Raw genomic sequence first — 20495 nt, forward strand, 5'->3', positions numbered from 1 at the left:
CTGGAGTAATCCCATGCTGACTTTCCTTGGCTTCGCCATGGTCATCACGTTCATGTTCCTGATCATGACCAAGCGCCTGTCTGCGCTGATCGCCCTGATCATCATCCCGATCCTGTTCGCCCTGTTCGGTGGTTTCGCGCCGAAGATCGGCCCGATGATGCTCGAAGGCATTACCAAGCTTGCGCCGACCGGCGTGATGCTGATGTTCGCCATTCTGTACTTCGCCCTGATGATCGACTCCGGCCTGTTCGACCCGGCCGTGCGCAAGATCCTCAAACTGGTCAAGGGCGACCCGCTGAAAGTTTCGGTCGGTACCGCCGTGCTGGCGCTCGTCGTTTCCCTTGATGGAGACGGCGCGACCACTTACATGATCTGCGTGGCCGCCATGCTGCCGCTGTACAGCCGCATCGGCATGAGCCCGCGGATCATGGCCGGTCTGATCATCCTCGCCGGTGGCGTGATGAACATGACCCCGTGGGGTGGCCCAACCGCCCGTGCCGCCAGTGCGCTGCATGTCGACCCGTCGGACATCTTCGTACCAATGATCCCGGCGATGGCCGCCGGTGTGGTGGCGATCCTGATCATTGCCTACTTCTACGGCAAACGTGAGCGTGCGCGTCTGGGCGAGCTGCACCTGATCGGCGACGAGATTGATCACAGTGAAATCAGCGTCTCGCAGTTCCCCGATGCCCGCCGTCCGAAGCTGATCTGGTTCAACGGCCTGCTGACCCTGGCGCTGATGTGCACCCTGATCGCCGGCCTGCTGCCGCTGCCGGTGTTGTTCATGGTGGCGTTCAGCATCGCGATGATCGTCAACTACCCGTGCCTGCAAATGCAGAAGGACCGCGTTGCGGCCCACGCCGGCAGCGTGCTGTCGGTGGTCAGTCTGATTTTCGCTGCGGGTATCTTCACCGGTATCCTGTCCGGAACCGGCATGGTCGACGCCATGTCGAAAAGTCTGCTGGCAGTGATTCCGGACTTCCTCGGCCCGTACCTGGCGGTGATCACGGCGCTGGTGAGCATGCCGTTCACATTCTTCATGTCGAACGACGCGTTCTACTACGGCGTGTTGCCGGTGCTCTCCGAAGCGGCCAGCCATTACGGCATCACCGCAGTGGAAATGGCCCGTGCCTCGATCGTCGGTCAGCCCGTCCACTTGCTCAGCCCGCTGGTGCCGTCGACGTACCTGCTGGTGGCGCTGGCCGGTATCGAGTTCGGTGACCACCAGCGTTTCACCCTGAAGTGGGCAGTGCTGGTCTGCCTGTGCATACTGGTGGCCGCCTTGCTGCTGGGGACGTTCCCGCTGTTCAGCACGTTGTAACGGCATTCACTCACCATGACGCCAGCTGCTTGCTGGCGTCATGGTTTAACACTCGCTCAAAGGAATACACATGGATTGGCTGACCAACCCCGAAATCTGGGTTGCCTTCTTTACCCTGACCGCCCTGGAAATCGTTCTGGGCATCGATAACATCATCATGATTTCGATCCTGGTCAGCCGCATGCCCAAGCACATGCAGCAACGCACGCGGATCTTCGGCCTGGGCCTGGCGATGATCACGCGGATCCTGTTGCTGCTGTCGATCACCTGGGTCATGCGCCTCACCGCCGACCTGTTCGTGGTGTTCGGCCAGGGCATTTCCGGTCGCGACCTGATCCTGTTCTTCGGTGGCCTGTTCCTGCTGTGGAAGAGCTCGCAGGAGATGTACCACGCGCTGGAAGGCGAAGACGAAAGCGGCGACGAGCCTTCGGGCAAGGGCGGCAACTTCCTTTACACCATCATTCAGATCGCGATCATCGACATCGTGTTCTCGCTGGACTCGGTAATCACCGCCGTCGGCATGGTCTCCCATGTGCCGGTGATGGTCGCGGCAATCGTCGTCGCCGTGCTGGTGATGATGGCGGCCTCGGGCAAGATCAGCGAGTTCATCGACAAGCACCCGTCGCTGAAGATGCTGGCGCTGTCGTTCCTGCTGGTGGTCGGTACCGTACTGATCGCCGAGTCGTTCGACGTGCATGTGCCGAAAGGTTACGTCTACTTCGCCATGGCGTTCTCGCTGGCGGTGGAAGCGATCAACATCAAACTGCGCGGCGCGATGGCCCGGAAGAAACAGCAGCAGGATCCGGTGAAACTGCGCAAGGATGTTCCGGGGCAATAACCCGGTAGTCCTGAATCACGCAACACCCCTTGTGGGAGCGGGCTTGCTCGCGAAGGCGGCGTGTCAGTCGACGATGATGTTGGCTGACCCAGCGCTTTCGCGAGCAAGCCCGCTCCCACAGTTGTTTCTGCATTCAGGCGGGGGGACGAGGTTGTGCAGCACCCGGTTCACCGCCAGTTCGCTGCGTTTAATCCCCTCAAGCTCTGTCATAAAAACCTGTGGGAGCGGGCTTGCTCGCGAAGGCGTCGTATCAGTCAATAGAAATGTTGACTGGCCCACCGCTTTCGCGAGCAAGCCCGCTCCCACAGGGAAATCGGGGTTTTCAAGTCAGGTGGATAAGGCCATTTTCATGACACTTTTGTTTCAATCCGCACTTTAGCTGTGCAATGCTGGCGCCCAGTCCGTTAGCCAACTACAGCTTAAGTATCAAAACGTAGAAACCGCGCGGTACCGTCAACTTGCCCCTCTGGGGCGCTGCTACTACAGGGGGTCTGCATGCTCACCCTGCTCAATCTGCTTTCTGCCGTGGCCCTGCTGATCTGGGGCACGCACATCGTCCGAACCGGCATCCTGCGGGTGTACGGCACCAATCTGCGCCATGTGATCGGCCAGAACATGTCCAAACGCTGGCTCGCGTTCGTCGCCGGCATCGTCGTGACTGCGATGGTGCAGAGCAGCAACGCCACGGCCATGCTCGTCACCTCCTTCGTCGGTCAGGGCCTGATGGCGCTGACCCCGGCGCTGGCGACCATGCTTGGCGCCGACGTCGGTACGGCGCTGATGGCGCGGGTGCTGACGTTCGACCTGTCGTGGCTGTCGCCGCTGCTGATTTTCCTCGGGGTGATTTTCTTTCTGTCGCGCAAACAGACGCGGCTCGGGCAGATGGGCCGGGTCAGCATTGGTCTGGGGCTGATCATTCTCGCGCTGCAACTGATCGTGGAGGCCGCCGCACCGATTACCCACGCCCAAGGTGTGAAGGTGATCTTTGCTTCGCTGACCGGCGACATCCTCCTCGACGCCCTGGTTGGTGCGTTGTTCGCGATGATTTCCTATTCCAGCCTCGCCGCCGTGCTCCTGACCGCGACGCTGGCCGGTGCCAGCGTGATCAGCCTGCCGGTGGCGATCGGTCTGGTGATCGGCGCCAACATCGGCAGCGGCGTGCTGGCGTTCATGAGCACCAGCATGCAGAACGCGGCCGGGCGGCAAGTGGCGCTGGGCAGCCTGCTGTACAAACTGATCGGCCTGCTGCTGATCATCCCGGTGCTTGACCCGCTGGTGCACTGGATGGACGGCCTGGATTTCAGCCCGCAGGAAATGGTCATCGGCTTCCACTTGCTCTACAACACCGCGCGCTGCCTGATCCTGCTGCCCAGCGTCGCGCCTATGGCACGCCTGTGCGCCTGGCTGCTGCCGGAGCGCCCGGAGGTCAACGGCACCGCCAAGCCGCGGCATCTCGATGCGACGGCGCTGGTCACCCCGAGCCTGGCGCTGGCCAACGCCGCCCGCGAGACCCTGCGCATGGGCGACCTGATCGACAACATGCTCGACGCGATGCTCGATGTACTGCGTGGCAAGCAGACCGCCATCACCCAGGAAATGCGCCGACTGACCGATGACGTCGAAGCGCTGTACAGCGCGATCAAGTTGTATCTGGCGCAAATGCCCCGCGAGGATCTCGGCGAACAGGACAGTCGGCGCTGGGCTGAGACCATCGAGCTGGCGATCAACCTGAAACTGGCCAGCGACCTGATCGAACGCATGCTGCGCAAAGTGCAGCAGCAGAAGACTTCGCAGCGTCGGTCGTTTTCCGAAGAAGGCCTGGAGGACCTGGCCGGGCTGCATCAGCAACTGATCGCCAACCTGCGCCTGGGCCTGTCAGTGTTCCTCAGCGGCGACAAGGAAAGCGCCCGTCAGCTGTTGCGCGAGAAACGTCGCTTTCGCGCACAGGAACGGCGTCTGGCCCATGCCCATGTCAGCCGTTTGCAACGTAAGATCGTGCAGAGTCTGGAAACCAGTTCGCTGCATCTGGAGCTGATTGCGGATATGAAGCGCTTGAATTCGCTGTTTTGCAGCAGTGCTTACGTGGTGCTGGAAACGGCGGATACCGGGGCGCTGGAAGCGGATGATATTGCCGACATTACGCATTCGCCTGGAACGTCTGGGGCTGGGGTCAGTCAGTAACATTGATTCAGCCGCAAGATATTCGCGAGCAGGCTCGCTCCCACAGGGAATGAATTTCAAGGTGGGAGCGAGCCTGCTCGCGAAAGCGGCCTGAATAGCGACACGGATCTCCAAATCAGCCGTATGGAAGCCTGTTATGCGTTGCCTGTTGTTCGCCTGTCTGTTGCTCGGTTCCCTGCCCGCCTTCGCCGTTGATCGCTTTCAGGTCGAAGGCTATGCGCTGCCCAACGGTTTGCAGCTGTTGCTCAAGCCCGGCACCGAGCGCGGGCATGTGGCGATTCGTCTGGTGGTGGGCGTCGGTCTCGACGATTTCGACTGCGATGAAAAAGAGCTGCCGCACCTGCTTGAGCACCTGCTGTTCAGCGGCGTCGATGCCACCGGCGAAGGCGGCCTCGAGGAGCGCATGCAGGCGCTGGGCGGTGAGTGGAACGCGTTCACCAGCAACGCCGACACCACGTTCGTCATCGAAGCCCCGGCAAAGAATCAGCGCAAGGTCCTCGACCTGTTGCTCGACCTTTTGACCCAGACCCGCATCGACGACAACGCGATCAACGCTGCCAAGCGCGTAGTCGAGCGCGAGGACGGCGGCCACTACACCCGCCTGCAACGCTTTCTCGACCGTCAGGATCTGGGCCACACCGCGAGCAATCAACTGGCGGTTGAGCTTGGCCTGAAATGCCCGCAACGGGCCGAGGTCGGTCACCTGACCCAGAAGCAACTGGAGAAGGTGCGCAAGACCTGGTACGCGCCGAACAACATGACCCTGATCGTCGTCGGTGAGCTCGACAAACTGCTGCCGGCCTATCTGGAACGCACCTGGGGCGCGCTCGAAGCGGTGGACCCGGCGGAGCACCGTGAGCTGCCGGACATCCGCACCAGCGCCGCCCATGAACGCACCCTCACCCGTGGCTTCATCGGCGACAGCGCCAAGTTGCACTGGCTGGTGCCGGAGCCGATGCTCGACGATCAGTACGACGAGACCTTCGACATCCTCAAGGACTACCTCGACTGGGCGCTGTACCGGCAGATTCGCCTGAATCACGGCCTGTCCTACGGGCCATGGGCCGAGCGCGAAGTGTTTGGCGGGGTCGGCTTCATGAGCCTCAACGCTGACGTGGATCGCGATGACCTCGCCGAAGCCCAACAGGTGCTGGAAGACCTCAAGGCCGACCTGCTGAAAAACGGCCTCGACCCGGACACCTTCGCCCGGATCAAACAAGCCGCCATCGCCCATCAGGCCTGGGCGGTACAGGGCAACAGTGCCATGGCGGATTACTACTGGAGCGCGCTGGGTGATTACGAGGACGGGCGCTTTGCCAACCCGGCCCGAGAGCTGCAAGGCGTGACGCTGGAGACGGCGAACAAGGCCATGCGTGAATTGCTGTTGCAGCCGGGATATCTGCGGATCGAGAAGCCGTTGCTCAGTGATGATGAAGTGTTGTGGCTGATTGCCGGTGGCCTGGGCGTGGTCTTGCTGGTGCTGATTTGCTGGCGGTTGCACCGTCGTAAGCCAGCCAAACACTGAACCTGTGGGAGCGGGCTTGCTCGCGAATGCGGTGTGTCATTCAGCAATGATGTCGACTGACACGGCCCCTTCGCGAGCAAGCCCGCTCCCACAGGGATCCGTGCTGATTTTACTGACCGGGAGCCTCGCCACGTTGCCCGGCGGACGGTACTCTGTCGAGGTTTTTCCCTATCCAGTCGTGAACCGCCACCATGCAGAAAATCCCCCTCCTGATCCAGCGCATTCTCGAGCTGATGAAGCGCTATCCCGGGGTGATTGCGCTTGGCGGTTTCATCTCCGGGGTCGGCAGTTTCATTCTGGTCGATCGCCAACAGGGACTGGCGAGCTGGATCACCATCATCATGCTGCTGAGCTGGATCTGGCTGATGCTGGAAAACACCCTGACCGGCCTGTTCACGCGCATCTTCAAGCGGGAGATCCCCCAGCCGCTGCTGCGTTACGCGACGCAGATGATCCATCAGGAAAGCCTGTTTTTCGTCCTGCCGTTCTTCTTCATCACCACCACCTGGAACAGCGGTCAACTGATCTTCACCGGCCTGCTGTGCATCGCCGCGCTGATCTCGATTGTCGATCCGCTCTATTACAAATGGCTGGCGCCACGGCGCTGGGCTTTTCTCGCGTTGCACACCCTGACCCTGTTCGCCGCCCTGCTCACCGCGCTGCCGGTGATCATGCACCTGACCACCGCGCAAAGTTTCAAATGGGCGCTGGGCACGGCGGTGGTGTTGTCGTTCCCGAGTCTGGCGTCGATCTTCCCGATCCGCACCGTGCGCAACGCGTTGGCCATTCTGTGCATCACCTTCGGCATTGGCGCGGTCGGCTGGACGCTGCGCTCGTGGGTGCCGCCGGCGACGCTGTGGATGACCGACGTGGCGATCAGCACCCAGTTGCAGGATCGCACCCCGGGCGACAGCCTCGAACAGGTCAGCGCCGAGCAGATCCGCAACGGCGGTCTCTACGCCTACACCGCAATCAACGCGCCGCGCGGGCTGGATGAGCGGATCTACCACGTGTGGCAGTTCGACGGCAAAGAGGTCGACCGCATCGCTCTCGATATCCACGGCGGGCGTAAGGAGGGTTACCGGGCGTGGACGCACAAGCAGAACTTCCCCGGCAACCCGGCGGGCAAGTGGCAGGTGCGGGTGCTGACTGAAGATGGTCAGGTGATCGGCGTGTTGCGTTTCGAAGTGACAGACAGCACAGCGATCAAAGAAAAGTAATCCGGTTCGTGCTATTACGTTAGTTCGCTTAATAGCCGGACAAGCACGGAGCTTATGATCAGCAGCTCAATGAGCGGTAATGCCCAGCTGGACACGTCAATCAGCCCTGCCCGCCTGCGGGTTTCCGGGGACTGGACGCTTGCCCATTACGCCGACCTCAAGCACCTGACCGAAAAACTCCGCGGCCAGTACGACGCCAATACCGTGGTCGACCTCAACAGCCTCGGTGCGCTCGACACCGCTGGCGCTTCGTTGCTGGTGGAGCTGCTCGGTTCCGAGCGTCTGGGCAAATCCGCCGAACACCCCGACTGCACGATTTCCCAGGCTGACCGCGCGCTGCTGCAGACTGTGTATCGCTCGCTGACTGATTTCTGTGTGCCGGTCAAAGAGCCGGAAGTCAGTGTCAGCGTGCAACTGCTGACCCGCATCGGGCGCGCCGTGGAAACGGTCTGGCAGGACACCCTGCAAGTGCTGGGTTTCATCGGCCTGATCCTCGAAACCATCGCCCGCAACCTGTTGCGCCCCAAGCGCTGGCGCATCACCCCCGTCGTCGCCCACATCGAACAGACCGGCCTCGACGCCGCGCCAATCGTGGCGCTGCTGACCTTTCTGGTCGGCGCGGTGGTGGCGTTTCTCGGCGCCACGGTGCTGGCCAGTTTCGGCGCGACAATCTTTACCGTGGACCTGGTGGGCTTCTCGTTCCTGCGTGAGTTCGGCGTGTTGCTCACGGCGATCCTGATGGCCGGGCGCACTGCCAGTGCTTTCACCGCGCAGATCGGTTCGATGAAGGCCAACGAGGAGATCGACGCGATCCGCACCCTCGGCCTCGACCCGATGGAGCTGCTGGTGGTGCCGCGCGTGCTGGCGATGCTGGTGGCGCTGCCGATGCTGACGTTTCTGGCGATGCTCTGCGGGATCATCGGCGGTGGCGTGGTGTGCGCGGTGTCGCTGGGAATTTCGCCGGCGATGTTTCTCTCGCTGCTGCAGAGCGACATCGGTATTCAGCACTTTCTGGTCGGCCTGGTGAAAGCGCCGATCTTTGCCTTCCTGATCGCCACGATCGGTTGCCTGGAAGGCTTCAAGGTCAGCGGCAGCGCCGAATCGGTCGGTGCGCACACCACGTCAGCCGTGGTGCAGTCGATTTTCGTGGTGATCGTGCTCGATGCGGTGGCTGCGCTGTTCTTCATGGAGATGGGCTGGTGAGTCGTCTACCCCGCGCGCCCTCGGAGGCGGTGATCGAAGTCCGTGGTCTGTGCAATCGCTTTGGCAGCCAGAGCGTGCACGAGAATCTCGATCTGGATTTGTACAAAGGTGAAATCCTCGCCGTGGTCGGCGGCTCCGGCAGCGGTAAATCGGTGCTGTTGCGCAGCATTGTCGGTCTGCGCCGGCCCAGCGAAGGCAACGTGAAGGTGTTCGGGCAAAACCTGCCGAGCCTGTCCGAGCATGAGCGTTCGCTGGTCGAGCGGCGCTTTGGTGTGTTGTTCCAGAAAGGCGCGCTGTTCTCCTCGCTGACGGTGACCGAAAACGTCGCCCTGCCGCTGATCGAACACGCCGGCCTGAGCCGCAACGACGCCGAGCATCTGGCGGCGGTGAAGCTGGCACTGGCCGGGCTGCCGCTGTCGGCGGCGGACAAATACCCGGCTTCGCTGTCCGGCGGGATGATCAAGCGCGCTGCGCTGGCGCGGGCCCTTGCGCTGGATCCGGACATCCTGTTTCTCGACGAACCCACCGCCGGCCTCGATCCGATTGGCGCGGCGCAGTTCGATCAACTGATCCTGACCCTGCGCGATGCGCTGGGCCTGAGCGTGTTTCTGGTGACCCACGACCTCGACACGCTCTACACCATCACCGACCGTGTGGCGGTGCTGGCGCAGAAGAAAGTGCTGGTGGCCGGCCCTATCGATGTGGTTTCGGAAACCGACGACGCGTGGATTCACGAATACTTCCACGGCCCGCGTGGCCGCTCGGCGCTGGACGCCGCCAAATTGCTCAACGAGGTCTGACATGGAAACCCGAGCCCATCATGTGTTGATCGGCCTGTTCTCAGTGATTGTCGTGGCAGGCGCCCTGCTCTTCGGCCTGTGGCTGGCCAAGTCCAGCGTCGACAGCGAGTTCAAGGATTATGAAGTGGTCTTCAACGAGGCGGTCAGCGGCCTGTCCAAGGGCAGCCCCGTGCAGTACAGCGGGATCAAGGTCGGTGACGTGGTCAACCTGCGTCTCGACCCGAAAGACCCACGCCGAGTGCTGGCGCGGATTCGTCTGGGTGGGGACACCCCGGTAAAGGAAGACACCCAGGCCAAACTGGCACTGGCCGGGATCACTGGCACCTCGATCATCCAGCTCAGCGGCGGCACCCCGGAGAGTCCGAAGCTGCGTGGGCATGACGGCGAACTGCCGACCATCGTTGCGGCACCCTCGCCCATCTCGCGACTGCTCAACGACAGCAACGATTTGATGAGTGGCATCACCGCGCTGCTGAGCAACGCCAACCAGATGTTCTCCCCGGAGAACGTCGAGCGCGTCAGCAACACGCTGGCGCATCTGGAGCAGACCACCGGTTCGATCAACGATCAGCGCGGCGACCTGCGCCAGGCCATGCAGCAACTGGCGAGCGTCGGCAAGCAGGCCGGCAGCATGCTCGAACAAACCTCGGCGTTGATGCGCAACGCCAACGGCCTGCTCAACGATCAGGGCAAGCAGGCGCTGGGCAGTGCCGAGCAGGCGATGAAGTCGCTGGAGCAAAGCAGCGCCACCATCAACGGCCTGCTGAGCAAGAATCAGAACTCCCTCGACAACGGTATGCAGGGCCTCAATGGCCTGGCGCCGGCGATCCGCGAACTGCGCGAAACCCTGACTTCGCTGCGCGGCATTTCCCAACGCCTTGAGGCCAACCCCAGCGGCTACTTGCTGGGCAGTGACAAGAACAAGGAATTCACCCCATGAAGCTGATTCACTTCGCTCTCCTCGCCAGCCTCGCTTTGACCAGTGCCTGCTCGATCCTGCCCAAGGCCGAACCTTCGGACGTCTATCGCCTGCCCGCCACACAAGTGCCCGCCTCGGCCAGCTCAGCGGCGACGCAGCACTGGTCGCTGCGCCTGAACAAACTGCAGGCCAGCGAAGCGCTGAACCGGCCGAACATTGCGGTGATTCCACAGGGCGACGTGATCAGCAGCTACAAGGCGTCGCGCTGGAGCGATCCGGCGCCGGTGCTGGTGCGTAATCGGCTGCTGGATGGTTTTGCCCGCGATGGTCGGGTGACGCTGCTCAGCACCGATGACAGCAACTTCGCTGCGGATCTGGAACTGGGCGGCAGCTTGCAGGCGTTTCAGACTGAGTATCAGGGCAATCAGGCCAGCGTTGTGGTGCGCGTCGATGCGCTGCTGGTGCGCGGCTATGACCAGAAGATTCTCGCCAGCCGCCGCTTCGAAGAGCGCCAGCCATTGAATGATGTACAGGTGCCGGCGGTGGTCGCGGGGTTTGGACAGGCCAGTGATCGGCTGACGGCCAAGGTTGTCGCCTGGGCTGTTCAGCAAGGCCAGCAATTCACCCAACAACCCAGACCTTAAACCTTATACATAACCCCTGTGGGAGCGGGCTTGCTCGCGAAGGCGGTGTGTCAGTCAATATACAGGTCGACTGACCCGCCGCTTTCGCGAGCAAGCCCGCTCCCACAATGGGGATTCGTGGTTAACCGAAGAACCAGTAGCAAACGCCGATGGCGCCGAGTACGCCGGCCAATTCAGCCAGCAGCGCGCATCCAACGGCGTGCCTTGCGCGCTGAATCCCCACCGCACCGAAATACACCGCCAGTACATAGAACGTGGTCTCGGTGCTGCCCTGAATCGTCGCCGCCACCAGTGACGGGAAGCTGTCGACGCCGGAGGTCTTCATGGTCTCGATCAGCATCGCCCGTGCGGCGCTGCCGGAAAACGGTTTGACCATCGCCGTCGGCAACGCATCGACAAAACGCGTATCCCACCCGGCCCACTGCACCAGATGCCGAATGCCATCCAGACCAAAGTCCAGCGCGCCCGAGGCACGCAGCACGCCAATCGCGCAGAGCATCGCCACCAGATACGGCAGCAGGTTCTTGGCGACGTCGAAGCCCTCCTTCGCGCCCTCGACGAACGCTTCGTAGACCTTGACCTTGCGTAACGCGCCGATCACCAGGAACAGCATGATCAGGCCGAACAGCGTCAGGTTGCCAAGGATCGACGACAGCCCGGCCAGCGCTGTGGCCGACATCGTCGCCAGCAGCGCCATGAAGCCGCCGAGGATCAGTGCGCCGGGAATCAGATAGGCCAGCACCACCGGGTCCCAGATGCGCAGGCGCTGCATGAACGCCACCGAAAGGAAGCCGACGATGGTCGAGCAACTGGTCGCCAGCAGAATCGGCAGGAATACCAGGGTCGGATCCGGTGCGCCTTGCTGGGCGCGGTACATGAAGATCGTCACCGGCAGCAGGGTCAGCGACGAGGCGTTGAGCACCAGGAACAGGATCTGCGCGTTGCTGGCGATGGTCGCGCTGGGGTTGAGCTCCTGCAGCGCCTTCATGGCCTTGAGGCCGATCGGCGTGGCGGCGTTGTCCAGGCCCAGACCGTTGGCGGCGAAGTTCAGGGTGATCAGGCCCAGTGCCGGGTGCCCCGCCGGGACTTCCGGCATCAGCCGCAGGAACAGCGGTCCGAGGACTTTTGCCAGCCATTCGACGATCCCGGCCTTCTCGGCGATGCGCAGAAAGCCCAGCCACAGGGTCAGCGTGCCGAACAGCAGCACCATGACCTCGACCGAGAGTTTGGCCATGGCGAAAATGCTTTCCACCATCGCCGCGAAAATCCCGGCGTTGCCACCGACCAGCCACTGCACCAGCGCAGATATTGCTGCCACGACGAAGAAGCCAAGCCACAGGCCATTAAGCATCAGTCAAATCCCCCGGAAGATGCGGCGAATGATAGCGGGGTCGCCAGAAACGACAAACCCCGGATTGCTCCGGGGTTCGTGTGTGCCTCATTTGTGGCTTGGCTAAAATCCCCTGTGGGAGCGAGCCTGCTCGCGAAAGCGTCCTGTCAGTCCATCAATGCTTAATGACATACCGCCTTCGCGAGCAGGCTCGCTCCCACAAAAAAGCCGATCTCCACAGGTTTCAGCTATCAGTTCTTGGAAATTTCGCCAGCCGGCAGTTTTTCCTTGCTGCGCCAGTGCGGCAGGGAGTTCCAGTAGCGCTCGCCTTTGGCGTCGTCGTACATGCCTTCCCAGCGCGCGATAACCAGCACTGCCAAGGCGTTGCCGATCACGTTCAGTGCGGTACGCGCCATGTCCATGATGCGGTCGACACCGGCGATGAACGCCAGGCCTTCCAGCGGGATACCGACACTGCCCAGCGTCGCCAGCAGCACCACGAAGGACACGCCCGGTACGCCGGCGATGCCTTTGGAGGTGACCATCAGGGTCAGCACCAGCAGCAATTGTTGGCTGATCGACAGGTCGATGCCGTACAGCTGGGCAATGAAGATCGCTGCGATCGACTGGTACAGGGTCGAACCGTCGAGGTTGAACGAATAGCCGGTCGGTACCACGAAGCTGCAAATGGCTTTCGGTGCGCCGTAGGCTTCCATCTTCTCGATCACCCGTGGCAGCACGGTTTCCGAAGAGGCGGTGGAGTAAGCCAGGACCAGCTCATCCTTGAAGATGCGCATCAGCTTGATCACCGAGAAGCCGAACAGCTTGGCGATCAGGCCCAGCACCACGAAGGCGAAGAAGGCGATGGCGACGTAAACCAGGATCACCAGTTTGGCCAGCGGCAGCAGCGAGGCGAAACCGAAGTTGGCCACGGTCACCGCGATCAGGGCGAACACGCCGATCGGCGCGTAGTTCATGATCATGTGGGTGACTTTGAACATGCTTTCCGAGACGCCCTGGAACATCTTCACCAGCGGCTCTCGCAGGTCCGACTGCAGGCTCGACAGACCGAGACCGAACAGCACGGAGAAGAAGATGATCGGCAGCATTTCGCCACGGGCCATGGCCGCGAAGATGTTCGACGGGATCAGGTTGAGGATGGTCTCGATGAACGCGTGTTCATGTTGCACTTCGGCGGCGGTCGCCTGGTACTTGGAGATATCCACCGTGCCCAGGGTGCTCATGTCGATGCCGGTGCCCGGGTGGAACAGGTTGGCCAGCAGCAGGCCGACGATGATCGCGATGGTGGTGACGATCTCGAAGTAGATGATGGTCTTCAGACCGATACGCCCGAGTTTCTTGGCGTCGCCCACGCCGGCGATGCCGACGATCAGGGAGGAGATGACGATCGGGATCACGATCATCTTGATCAGACGGATAAAGATATCGCCTGCCGGTTGCAGGACGTTGCTGATCCACCAGGCTTTTTCGGCACTGAAGTGGTTGAGCAACGCACCAATTGCAATCCCTAAAACCAGACCGATGAGGATCTGCCAGGCGAGGCTGAGTTTTGCCTTCTTCATTATCTTTACCCTTACTTGCGTTTGACTCAGGCACATGCAGGAACTGGAACGCTCTGTCAGCGGAAAAGTCTGTGCATCTGCCTCCGTATAAGGTGCCCCGAAGCGCGTATTTACGGCTCTTCGGCAGGCGAAAAAAGGCGCAACTATTCCGATGCAAGGTTGCGCCGTCTAATGCCGTAAACGCCTACCCTATGCCGAATCGGCATGAGCTTTTTTAATTGAAACTGGCGTCCCAACCGGTTCGATTACGACATTTCAGCCGGCATAAGTGCCGTGAACCGGCCATTGCAGCGTAGATTGGTTATTTTTTAAACGAGAAATTTCGACGGAAATCTTAAGAAAAAGCCTACGTTTGCAGACTAGATGTACCACTGTTTAAAGGGACTCTTTCTCGATATACGGTCGCCAGGAAACACCGCGTAATGTTTTCGCGCGCAGTGTGAGGCATAAAAAGATGAGCAGGACGCTCTGGATCAATGTTTTTGCATCGGATAAAGCTCAGCGCAAGTCCGTCGAACCACTGAGGGTCGGCGAACCTGCGTCGCAGCTTTTACCCTGACCCGGCCCTCGCGCAGGCACTCCCTGTACCCGTAGGTCACTCCGACCCTGCAACAGTCAGAACGTCCCGGCCCCTTGGTCATGCGCCAGCCTTCCTCGGGTAGGCGCAATAAAGGGCAGCGGGGCGCTGCCCTCATGTTCGAATCAATACCACTTCGGGTCTTTCTTCAGCGTTTCCATCAGCAGGTTCTGCATACCTTCATCCGGTTTGCCGAGGAAGCGGTAGGTGGCATGTCGCGTTGGCGACTTGTCGGCCGGCAGTCCTTCGGGCACATCCACGAGCATGGCATATGCATCTTTCTTGTCGAAGCTGAAGGCCACGATCAAGCGGTGGTTGAGGCACTTGTCTGCGGATTCACAGAGCGGGCCGACCAAGTACTTGTCGCCGTCTTCAGTCACGGCATTCATCTGCTGGTCTGGCGTGCCGGACAGGTTCATCACCCATTCCGGCAGGCGTTCTTCGTGCTTCACAACGCCTTGCCAGGTTTCCCGGTATTGCGGGTCGGAGCTGAGCAGCTCGTTGACCCGCGCCTGGCCATCATTGGCCGCCATCGCCATGGCACTACCGCCCATAAGCAGGGCGGCTGCCAGTGTCTTCAAAGCAATCATCGTTAACCTCGGCCGCGACGGCCAAAGAAGAAGGAAGCGATAAACATCACCAGGAACACGACAAAGAGAATCTTGGCGATACCCGTGGCGGTGCCCGCGATACCACCGAAGCCCAGTACGGCGGCGATGATGGCAATGATCAAGAATGTAATTGCCCAGCTCAACATGGTGATTCTCCTTACTTCTCTATTTAGGGATATTGCGTGTTCCGGCGCGATGCGCCCGAATTCTTCGGTTTCGTCAGAAAACCCAGCGCTCTTCACGTGGCAGTTGATCCAGCGGCTGTGGCTGATCGACATCCATCATGCGCATCGAGGCGCTTTCGGCCTGACTGCTGCTGACAGCGCTGAAGTGCGTCTGCGTGCTGTGTTGAATCGAGATCAGTGGCTCAGGCTTCTGGCTGTTTTCCCAGCTCAGGTATTGCTGGCAGGCGATCAGGGTGATCAACAGCGCAAGTACGCCAAACAGGCCTTGCTGAATATGCAGTGGCGAGATACGCACTTGGGCGGCACGTTGGCGAGTCATCCTGGGTTCCTCACTCTTATTCGGTTGGGGCAGTGGAATCTGCCCGGGCTGATTGAGTTATTGCAGGCTGCATGCCAGTTTTTTATTTGAAAAATATTCAATAAAATCAATGGTTTGCGAGTGAGTGGAATTCGGCGACGGACGCATCCTGCACGATGGGTCATCTACGGTCGTGCGAAATGCATGATTATTTCGTAGGAGATTTCATTCTTATGGAATTGAGAGCACGTCCCGGATGTCAGAAAAGTACGCAGGGAACCCTCTGTAAATCGGTGATTGTTTAAAAACTCAACAAAATCAACGGATTGGCCGTCAAGGCAGGAGAGAGCTACCCTCCCATGGCTCGCATCGTTCAGAATCAACCATGCAACTTGCCCGATTTTTCCGGGACTAACCCAAGATCAATCACTATGGAGCGTAGGAAAAATGGAATCTGCCACTGAGCATCAAGGCCGCATTCTGCTGGTGGACGACGAGTCCGCCATCCTGCGAACCTTTCGTTACTGCCTCGAAGACGAAGGTTATACGGTGGCCACCGCCAACAGCGCGGCTCAGGCTGATGCACTGTTGCAACGCCAGGTATTCGACCTGTGCTTCCTTGATTTGCGTCTGGGTGAAGACAACGGTCTCGATGTACTGGCGCAGATGCGCGTTCAGGCGCCATGGATGCGGGTGGTGATCGTCACCGCGCATTCGGCGGTCGATACCGCGGTGGACGCGATCCAGGCGGGCGCCGCCGACTATCTGGTCAAACCGTGCAGCCCCGACCAGTTGCGTCTGGCCACGGCCAAGCAGCTGGAAGTGCGCCAGCTCTCGGCGCGTCTGGAAGCCCTCGAAGGCGAGATCCGCAAACCCAAGGACGGCCTCGACTCTCACAGCCCGGCGATGAAAGTCGTGCTGGAAACTGCGCGGCAGGTTGCCGGTACCGACGCCAACATCCTCATCCTCGGCGAATCCGGCACGGGTAAAGGGGAACTGGCCCGGGCCATTCATGGTTGGAGCAAGCGCGAGAAGAAATCCTGCGTGACCATCAACTGCCCGTCGTTGACCGCAGAGTTGATGGAAAGCGAGCTGTTCGGTCACAGTCGCGGTGCGTTTACCGGCGCCAGCGAAAGTACGCTTGGTCGAGTCAATCAGGCGGACGGTGGCACGCTGTTTCTCGACGAGATCGGCGATTTTCCGCTGACTTTGCAACCCAAGTTGCTGCGTTTTATTCAGGACAAGGAATACGAGCGGGTAGGGGATCCAGTGACCCGTCGTGCCGATGTGCGGATTCTCGCCGCGACCAACCTTAATCTCGAAGACATGGTGCGCGACGGGCGCTTCCGTGAAGACCTGCTGTATCGCCTCAACGTGATCACCCTGCATCTGCCGCCATTGCGCGAACGTGCCGAGGACATCCTGACCCTGGCGGACCGCTTCCTCGCGCGCTTCGTAAAAGAGTACGCACGCCCGGCTCGGGGCTTCAGTGACGAGGCGCGCGAAGCGCTGCTGGGTTATCGCTGGCCGGGCAATATTCGTGAGCTGCGCAACGTGGTGGAGCGGGCGAGCATTATCTGCCCGCAGGAGCGCGTGGAGATCAGCCACCTCGGCATGGCCGAGCAGCCGGCGAACAACGCACCTCGAGTCGGCGCCGCGTTGAGCCTGGACGAGCTGGAAAAAGCCCACATCGGCGCGGTGCTGGCGACGGCGGGCACTCTGGATCAGGCGGCGAAAACCCTGGGCATCGACGCGTCGACCCTGTATCGCAAGCGCAAGCAGTACAACCTGTGAGCGCCCGACGATGAAGCTGGCGATGAAGTTGCGCACTCGCTTGTTCCTGAGCATTTCTGCGCTGATCACGGTCGCCTTGCTCGGGCTGTTGCTCGGGCTGGTCAGCGTGATGCAGATGGCCGGTACTCAGGAAGCAACGATCCGCAGCAACTTCGTGACCCTCGACCTGGGGCTCAAGTTGCGTCAGACCCTCGGCGACCAGTTGGTGCTGATGCTGGCCGAAAAACCCGATCCCGCCGCGTTCGAAGCGTCAAAGCAGCATTACCTGCAATTGCTGGATGAAGGCATTTCGCAGGAGGCCGACGGCGATGGCCGCCAGTACGGGTTTACCCAGGCCAAGGCCGACTATCTGAGTTTTCTCCAGGCGTTCGAGCTGTCGCGTAATCCGGGCAATGTGCTCAGCGGCAACAGCGACCTCAGAGAACGCTTCAACATCTTGCGCAACGGTTTGATTGCCGAGCACAAGCATGCGCTGGACAACATCAACGCCGTGCAGCATGACGCCCGGGAAAGGGCGCTGCTGGTCTCCGGCCTGCTAGGGTTGGTGGGACTGGCGGTGCTGATCATCGGCTTTGTCACCGCGCATGCGATTGCCCGGCGTTTCGGCGCACCGATCGAGGCGCTGGCGCAAGCGGCGGACAACATCGGCCAAGGCAATTTCGAGGTGACGCTGCCGATTTCCTCGGCGATGGAAATGAACCAGCTGACCAAGCGCTTCGGGCTGATGGCCGAGGCGCTGCGCGAGCATCAGGCGACCAACGTCGACGAGCTGCTGGCCGGTCAGCAACGCTTGCAAGCGGTGCTCGACAGCATCGACGACGGCTTGCTGATGATTGATCGCGAAGGGCATCTGGAGCACCTCAATCCAGTGGCCCAGCGCCAGTTGGGCTGGGACAGTGATCGACTCGGTCAGGGTTTGGGCACAGCGCTGGAGCGCCCGGAACTCGACGCACAACTGCAACTGGTGTTGCGCGGCGGCACCCTTGAGCGTGCTCCGGAAGATTTGAGCATCGAGGTCGATGGCGAATCACGTCTGCTGACTTACAGCCTGACGCCGGTCAGCCACACCCAGGGGCATATTCTTGGCGCGGTGATGGTGCTGCATGACGTCACCGAGCAGCGCGCCTTCGAGCGCGTACGCAGCGAGTTTGTGCTGCGTGCCTCCCATGAGCTGCGCACGCCGGTCACCGGCATGCACATGGCGTTCGGGCTGTTTCGCGAGCGGGCGAAGTTTCCCCCGGAGTCACGCGAGGCGGACTTGCTCGACACGGTCAATGAAGAGATGCAGCGCCTGATGCAGTTGATCAATGACTTGCTCAACTTTTCGCGTTATCAGAACGGTTTACAGAAGCTCACCCTGGCGCCGTGCTCCATCGAAGACTTGCTGGCGCAGGCGCAATCGCGCTTTGCGGATGCGGCGGCGGCCAAAGGCATTGCCTTGAACGTCGAAGTGCAGGGGCCGTTGCCGCGCCTGCAGGCCGATCAGGCGCAACTGGACCGGGTACTGGATAACCTGATCGATAATGCTCTGCGCCACACTGCCCGCGACGGGCAGATCCGCCTGCAAGCGCGCCGACATGGCGAGCGGGTGATTATCAGCGTCGAAGACAACGGAGAAGGCATTGCCTACGGGCAGCAAGGGCGGATTTTCGAACCGTTCGTGCAGGTCGGGCGCAAGAAGGGCGGCGCCGGGCTCGGTTTAGCTTTGTGCAAGGAAATTGTGCAGTTGCATGGCGGGCGCATGGGCGTCTATTCGCGGCCGGGGCAGGGCACGCAGTTCTACATGGCGCTGGCGGTCTAGGCTTCGTCATCCAGCCGGCGTCCGGCAAGGCGCCGTCCACGGGTGATCAGTTCAATGAACTGCACCGCACTCAAGGCCTGGGCGAACAGCCAGCCCTGACCGAACTTGACCCCCTCGCTGCTGAGAAACACGGCTTGCGCTTCGTGCTCGATGCCCTCGGCAATCACCTTCAGATCCAGTGCCTGCGCCATGTGAATGATGTGCGGAGCAACGCCACTGCTGGCCGCGTCATGACCGAGTGCGTCGATGAAGGCCTTGTCGATTTTCAGGCAGTCCACCGGCAACGTTTGCAGGTAGGCGAGGCTGCAATAACCGGTACCGAAATCGTCGATCAACACTTGATGGCCGACATCGCGCAAGGCTTGCAGGTTCTCCCGCGCCACCACCACATCGATCAGCCCGCGCTCGGTGACTTCGAAGGCGATCTGCCGCGCCGCAACCCGGTGCAGGGTCAACAGCCTGGCCATGACCTGGCCGATGCGCGGCACCATTACGTCGCATGCTGCGAGGTTGACCGAGATGTACAGCTGCGGATTGGCGCGCAGCACTGGTCCCAGTTGTTCCAGCAGCCGTTGCAGGACGAAATCGGTCATCTGCCGTATCTGCCCGGTGTTTTCTGCCAATGGAATGAACAGGTCGGGGCTGGTCAGGGTGCCGTCCGGGCGGCGCCAGCGCAGCAGGGCTTCGGCGCCCACGCAATTGCGGCTGTCGAGGTCGAATATCGGTTGATACAGCACTTGTAGCTCGCCCCGTCGTATCGCGCCCTGGAGTTCGGCGTCCAGTGACTGGCGCTGGCGCACCAGCAGAAACACGAAGAAACCGGCAAACGCCCCCAGCAGCAGGCAGGCCGGCACCATCCACCACCAGACGGTGGGAATGTGCATGCCACTGCGCGGAGTGATCAGCACCAATTGGTATTCCGGATTGTTGGTTGGCATGCGGTAGATCAGCCGTGACTGGGTGACTTGCAGGGCTTCGCGGCTCTTCGGTGGCCAGGTTTCGCTCGGTGGCCAGGTCTGTGCGGTGCCGAGTACCGGAATCGCTCGCCTGCCATGATCGAGTACCACCAGCAGGCTGCTGTCCGGTGGCAGGTCGACCATGTCGGTCAAATGCCCGCGCGATGTCGCCACACGGAAGTTGCCGCGCCCGAGCATCAGCGCCGCGCGGTTTTCATCGGGTTCGGTGGTGGTGTTGAGCCAGTAGCTGTAAGTCGGGCCCTTGATGTCCGGCGCGCGGACGACCGACAGTCCCTCTTGGCGGGGGCGGTTGGAGCAGATCCGCGAGCCGTCCATGTAGGCCGCTTCATAGACGAAGCGATAGTTGAACGTGACCTGTTGCAGGGTGGCGATCATTTCCTCATCGCAACTGCGCAACGGCTGTGCCTGGAGGTCGTCGAGACTTTCGCGCAATTGCCCGAACAGTTGCTCGAGGCGGGCCAGAAAACGCTCGCCCTGGGCGTTCATCTCCTGGCTCTCGTTCTGTTCGATCTGGCGCATGGCGACGAACATTCCGCCGGCGATCAGCAGGCTTGCACTGAGGACAGCCGCGATCATCGCCAAAAACCACGGGCGATAAAACCAGCTACGCAGCGTCGCTCGGGTAGCAACCATCATGGAATATCCGAAGAATTACCAATGAGTTATAGCTGCTGATTGCGATTTCGCC

At 61.0% G+C, this 20495-nt stretch carries 17 protein-coding genes and 1 pseudogene; 11 read left to right on the top strand and 7 right to left on the bottom strand.

The features are described 5' to 3' along the window. Window positions 1–13 precede the first annotated feature (13 nt). The 4 genes from ACOYXG_RS27295 (at window position 14) to ACOYXG_RS27310 (ending at window position 5865) form a co-directional block, all read left to right on the top strand. Window positions 14–1321, top strand: coding sequence for a CitMHS family transporter (locus tag ACOYXG_RS27295; RefSeq protein WP_007954069.1), 1308 nt, complete (start codon window positions 14–16; stop codon window positions 1319–1321). Between the two features lie 70 nt (window positions 1322–1391). After that, the gene (locus tag ACOYXG_RS27300; RefSeq protein ID WP_027610258.1) at window positions 1392–2159 is read left to right on the top strand and encodes a TerC family protein; all 768 of its coding nucleotides are present in this window, start codon (window positions 1392–1394) and stop codon (window positions 2157–2159) included. Between the two features lie 495 nt (window positions 2160–2654). Next, window positions 2655–4340: a Na/Pi cotransporter family protein gene (locus ACOYXG_RS27305; RefSeq protein WP_097090209.1), complete on the top strand. Its 1686-nt coding sequence runs from the start codon at window positions 2655–2657 to the stop codon at window positions 4338–4340. Between the two features lie 136 nt (window positions 4341–4476). Then, window positions 4477–5865 carry a M16 family metallopeptidase gene (locus ACOYXG_RS27310; RefSeq protein ID WP_460355078.1) on the top strand — a complete coding sequence of 463 codons (1389 nt, stop codon included), beginning with the start codon at window positions 4477–4479 and terminating at the stop codon, window positions 5863–5865. On the opposite strand, the pseudogene ACOYXG_RS27315 reads toward ACOYXG_RS27310, so the two are convergent. Beyond that, a pseudogene (locus tag ACOYXG_RS27315) lies at window positions 5865–5963 on the bottom strand (metal ABC transporter ATP-binding protein); the annotation flags it as partial. The gene ACOYXG_RS27310 and the pseudogene ACOYXG_RS27315 sit on opposite strands and share 1 nt — an antisense overlap. A 93-nt stretch (window positions 5964–6056) precedes the next feature. Between ACOYXG_RS27315 and ACOYXG_RS27320 the strand changes: the two are divergent. The 5 genes from ACOYXG_RS27320 to ACOYXG_RS27340 are packed head-to-tail and all read left to right on the top strand — an operon-like array spanning window position 6057 to window position 10651. Beyond that, on the top strand, window positions 6057–7085 hold the full coding sequence (locus tag ACOYXG_RS27320) for a DUF5924 family protein (RefSeq protein WP_096797617.1): 1029 nt from the start codon (window positions 6057–6059) through the stop codon (window positions 7083–7085). 54 nt (window positions 7086–7139) lie between these two features. Then, entirely contained in the window at window positions 7140–8288 is a 1149-nt protein-coding gene (locus tag ACOYXG_RS27325) for an ABC transporter permease (RefSeq protein WP_247269477.1), read from the top strand. After that, window positions 8285–9088: an ABC transporter ATP-binding protein gene (locus ACOYXG_RS27330; RefSeq protein ID WP_041073657.1), complete on the top strand. Its 804-nt coding sequence runs from the start codon at window positions 8285–8287 to the stop codon at window positions 9086–9088. The genes ACOYXG_RS27325 and ACOYXG_RS27330 overlap by 4 nt, the downstream gene beginning before the upstream one ends. Window position 9089: 1 nt before the next feature. Next, window positions 9090–10028: an MlaD family protein gene (locus ACOYXG_RS27335; RefSeq protein WP_027610252.1), complete on the top strand. Its 939-nt coding sequence runs from the start codon at window positions 9090–9092 to the stop codon at window positions 10026–10028. Next, window positions 10025–10651, top strand: coding sequence for an ABC-type transport auxiliary lipoprotein family protein (locus ACOYXG_RS27340; protein WP_096797614.1), 627 nt, complete (start codon window positions 10025–10027; stop codon window positions 10649–10651). The genes ACOYXG_RS27335 and ACOYXG_RS27340 overlap by 4 nt, the downstream gene beginning before the upstream one ends. Before the next feature lie 121 nt (window positions 10652–10772). Here ACOYXG_RS27340 and ACOYXG_RS27345 read toward each other — a convergent pair whose 3' ends face one another. The 5 genes from ACOYXG_RS27345 to ACOYXG_RS27365 all read right to left on the bottom strand — a co-directional run bounded on the left by ACOYXG_RS27345 (window position 10773) and on the right by ACOYXG_RS27365 (window position 15256). Beyond that, entirely contained in the window at window positions 10773–12002 is a 1230-nt protein-coding gene (locus ACOYXG_RS27345) for a nucleoside recognition domain-containing protein (protein ID WP_025112290.1), read from the bottom strand. A 230-nt stretch (window positions 12003–12232) separates the two neighbouring features. Next, a complete protein-coding gene (gene gltP, locus ACOYXG_RS27350; protein WP_460355083.1) occupies window positions 12233–13564 on the bottom strand; it encodes a glutamate/aspartate:proton symporter GltP in 1332 nt (443 codons plus the stop codon). A gap of 702 nt (window positions 13565–14266) precedes the next feature. After that, on the bottom strand, window positions 14267–14731 hold the full coding sequence (locus ACOYXG_RS27355; protein ID WP_096797612.1) for an inhibitor of vertebrate lysozyme family protein: 465 nt from the start codon (window positions 14729–14731) through the stop codon (window positions 14267–14269). Between the two features lie 2 nt (window positions 14732–14733). Continuing rightward, window positions 14734–14898, bottom strand: coding sequence for a DUF1328 domain-containing protein (locus ACOYXG_RS27360; RefSeq protein WP_003177151.1), 165 nt, complete (start codon window positions 14896–14898; stop codon window positions 14734–14736). A 73-nt stretch (window positions 14899–14971) separates the two neighbouring features. Further along, window positions 14972–15256 (bottom strand): hypothetical protein, encoded by a 285-nt coding sequence (locus tag ACOYXG_RS27365; protein WP_047297449.1) that lies wholly within the window; start codon window positions 15254–15256, stop codon window positions 14972–14974. Between the two features lie 426 nt (window positions 15257–15682). Here ACOYXG_RS27365 and algB point away from each other — a divergent pair, with 426 nt between their 5' ends. Both algB and ACOYXG_RS27375 read left to right on the top strand, forming a co-directional pair. Then, window positions 15683–17029, top strand: a complete 1347-nt coding sequence (gene algB, locus ACOYXG_RS27370) for a sigma-54-dependent response regulator transcription factor AlgB (protein WP_027610247.1) — start codon at window positions 15683–15685, stop codon at window positions 17027–17029. 10 nt (window positions 17030–17039) lie between these two features. Then, a complete protein-coding gene (locus ACOYXG_RS27375; protein ID WP_027610246.1) occupies window positions 17040–18830 on the top strand; it encodes a KinB sensor domain-containing domain in 1791 nt (596 codons plus the stop codon). Here the strand turns inward: ACOYXG_RS27375 and ACOYXG_RS27380 are convergent. Beyond that, window positions 18827–20440, bottom strand: coding sequence for an EAL domain-containing protein (locus tag ACOYXG_RS27380; RefSeq protein WP_027610245.1), 1614 nt, complete (start codon window positions 20438–20440; stop codon window positions 18827–18829). The two genes, ACOYXG_RS27375 and ACOYXG_RS27380, sit on opposite strands and share 4 nt — an antisense overlap. Between the last annotated feature and the right edge of the window lie 55 nt (window positions 20441–20495).

Source organism: Pseudomonas sp. G3-39 (assembly GCF_054790485.1).

What these genes read in the sequence shown, in the direction of transcription:
- ACOYXG_RS27295 (WP_007954069.1), top strand. Translation starts at nt 14, where the DNA reads ATGCTGACTTTCCTTGGCTTCGCCATGGTCATCACGTTCATGTTCCTG.
- ACOYXG_RS27300 (WP_027610258.1), top strand. Translation starts at nt 1,392, where the DNA reads ATGGATTGGCTGACCAACCCCGAAATCTGGGTTGCCTTCTTTACCCTG.
- ACOYXG_RS27305 (WP_097090209.1), top strand. Translation starts at nt 2,655, where the DNA reads ATGCTCACCCTGCTCAATCTGCTTTCTGCCGTGGCCCTGCTGATCTGG.
- ACOYXG_RS27310 (WP_460355078.1), top strand. Translation starts at nt 4,477, where the DNA reads ATGCGTTGCCTGTTGTTCGCCTGTCTGTTGCTCGGTTCCCTGCCCGCC.
- ACOYXG_RS27320 (WP_096797617.1), top strand. Translation starts at nt 6,057, where the DNA reads ATGCAGAAAATCCCCCTCCTGATCCAGCGCATTCTCGAGCTGATGAAG.
- ACOYXG_RS27325 (WP_247269477.1), top strand. Translation starts at nt 7,140, where the DNA reads ATGATCAGCAGCTCAATGAGCGGTAATGCCCAGCTGGACACGTCAATC.
- ACOYXG_RS27335 (WP_027610252.1), top strand. Translation starts at nt 9,090, where the DNA reads ATGGAAACCCGAGCCCATCATGTGTTGATCGGCCTGTTCTCAGTGATT.
- ACOYXG_RS27340 (WP_096797614.1), top strand. Translation starts at nt 10,025, where the DNA reads ATGAAGCTGATTCACTTCGCTCTCCTCGCCAGCCTCGCTTTGACCAGT.
- ACOYXG_RS27345 (WP_025112290.1), bottom strand. Translation starts at nt 12,002, where the DNA reads ATGCTTAATGGCCTGTGGCTTGGCTTCTTCGTCGTGGCAGCAATATCT.
- gltP (WP_460355083.1), bottom strand. Translation starts at nt 13,564, where the DNA reads ATGAAGAAGGCAAAACTCAGCCTCGCCTGGCAGATCCTCATCGGTCTG.
- ACOYXG_RS27355 (WP_096797612.1), bottom strand. Translation starts at nt 14,731, where the DNA reads ATGATTGCTTTGAAGACACTGGCAGCCGCCCTGCTTATGGGCGGTAGT.
- ACOYXG_RS27360 (WP_003177151.1), bottom strand. Translation starts at nt 14,898, where the DNA reads ATGTTGAGCTGGGCAATTACATTCTTGATCATTGCCATCATCGCCGCC.
- ACOYXG_RS27365 (WP_047297449.1), bottom strand. Translation starts at nt 15,256, where the DNA reads ATGACTCGCCAACGTGCCGCCCAAGTGCGTATCTCGCCACTGCATATT.
- algB (WP_027610247.1), top strand. Translation starts at nt 15,683, where the DNA reads ATGGAATCTGCCACTGAGCATCAAGGCCGCATTCTGCTGGTGGACGAC.
- ACOYXG_RS27375 (WP_027610246.1), top strand. Translation starts at nt 17,040, where the DNA reads ATGAAGCTGGCGATGAAGTTGCGCACTCGCTTGTTCCTGAGCATTTCT.
- ACOYXG_RS27380 (WP_027610245.1), bottom strand. Translation starts at nt 20,440, where the DNA reads ATGGTTGCTACCCGAGCGACGCTGCGTAGCTGGTTTTATCGCCCGTGG.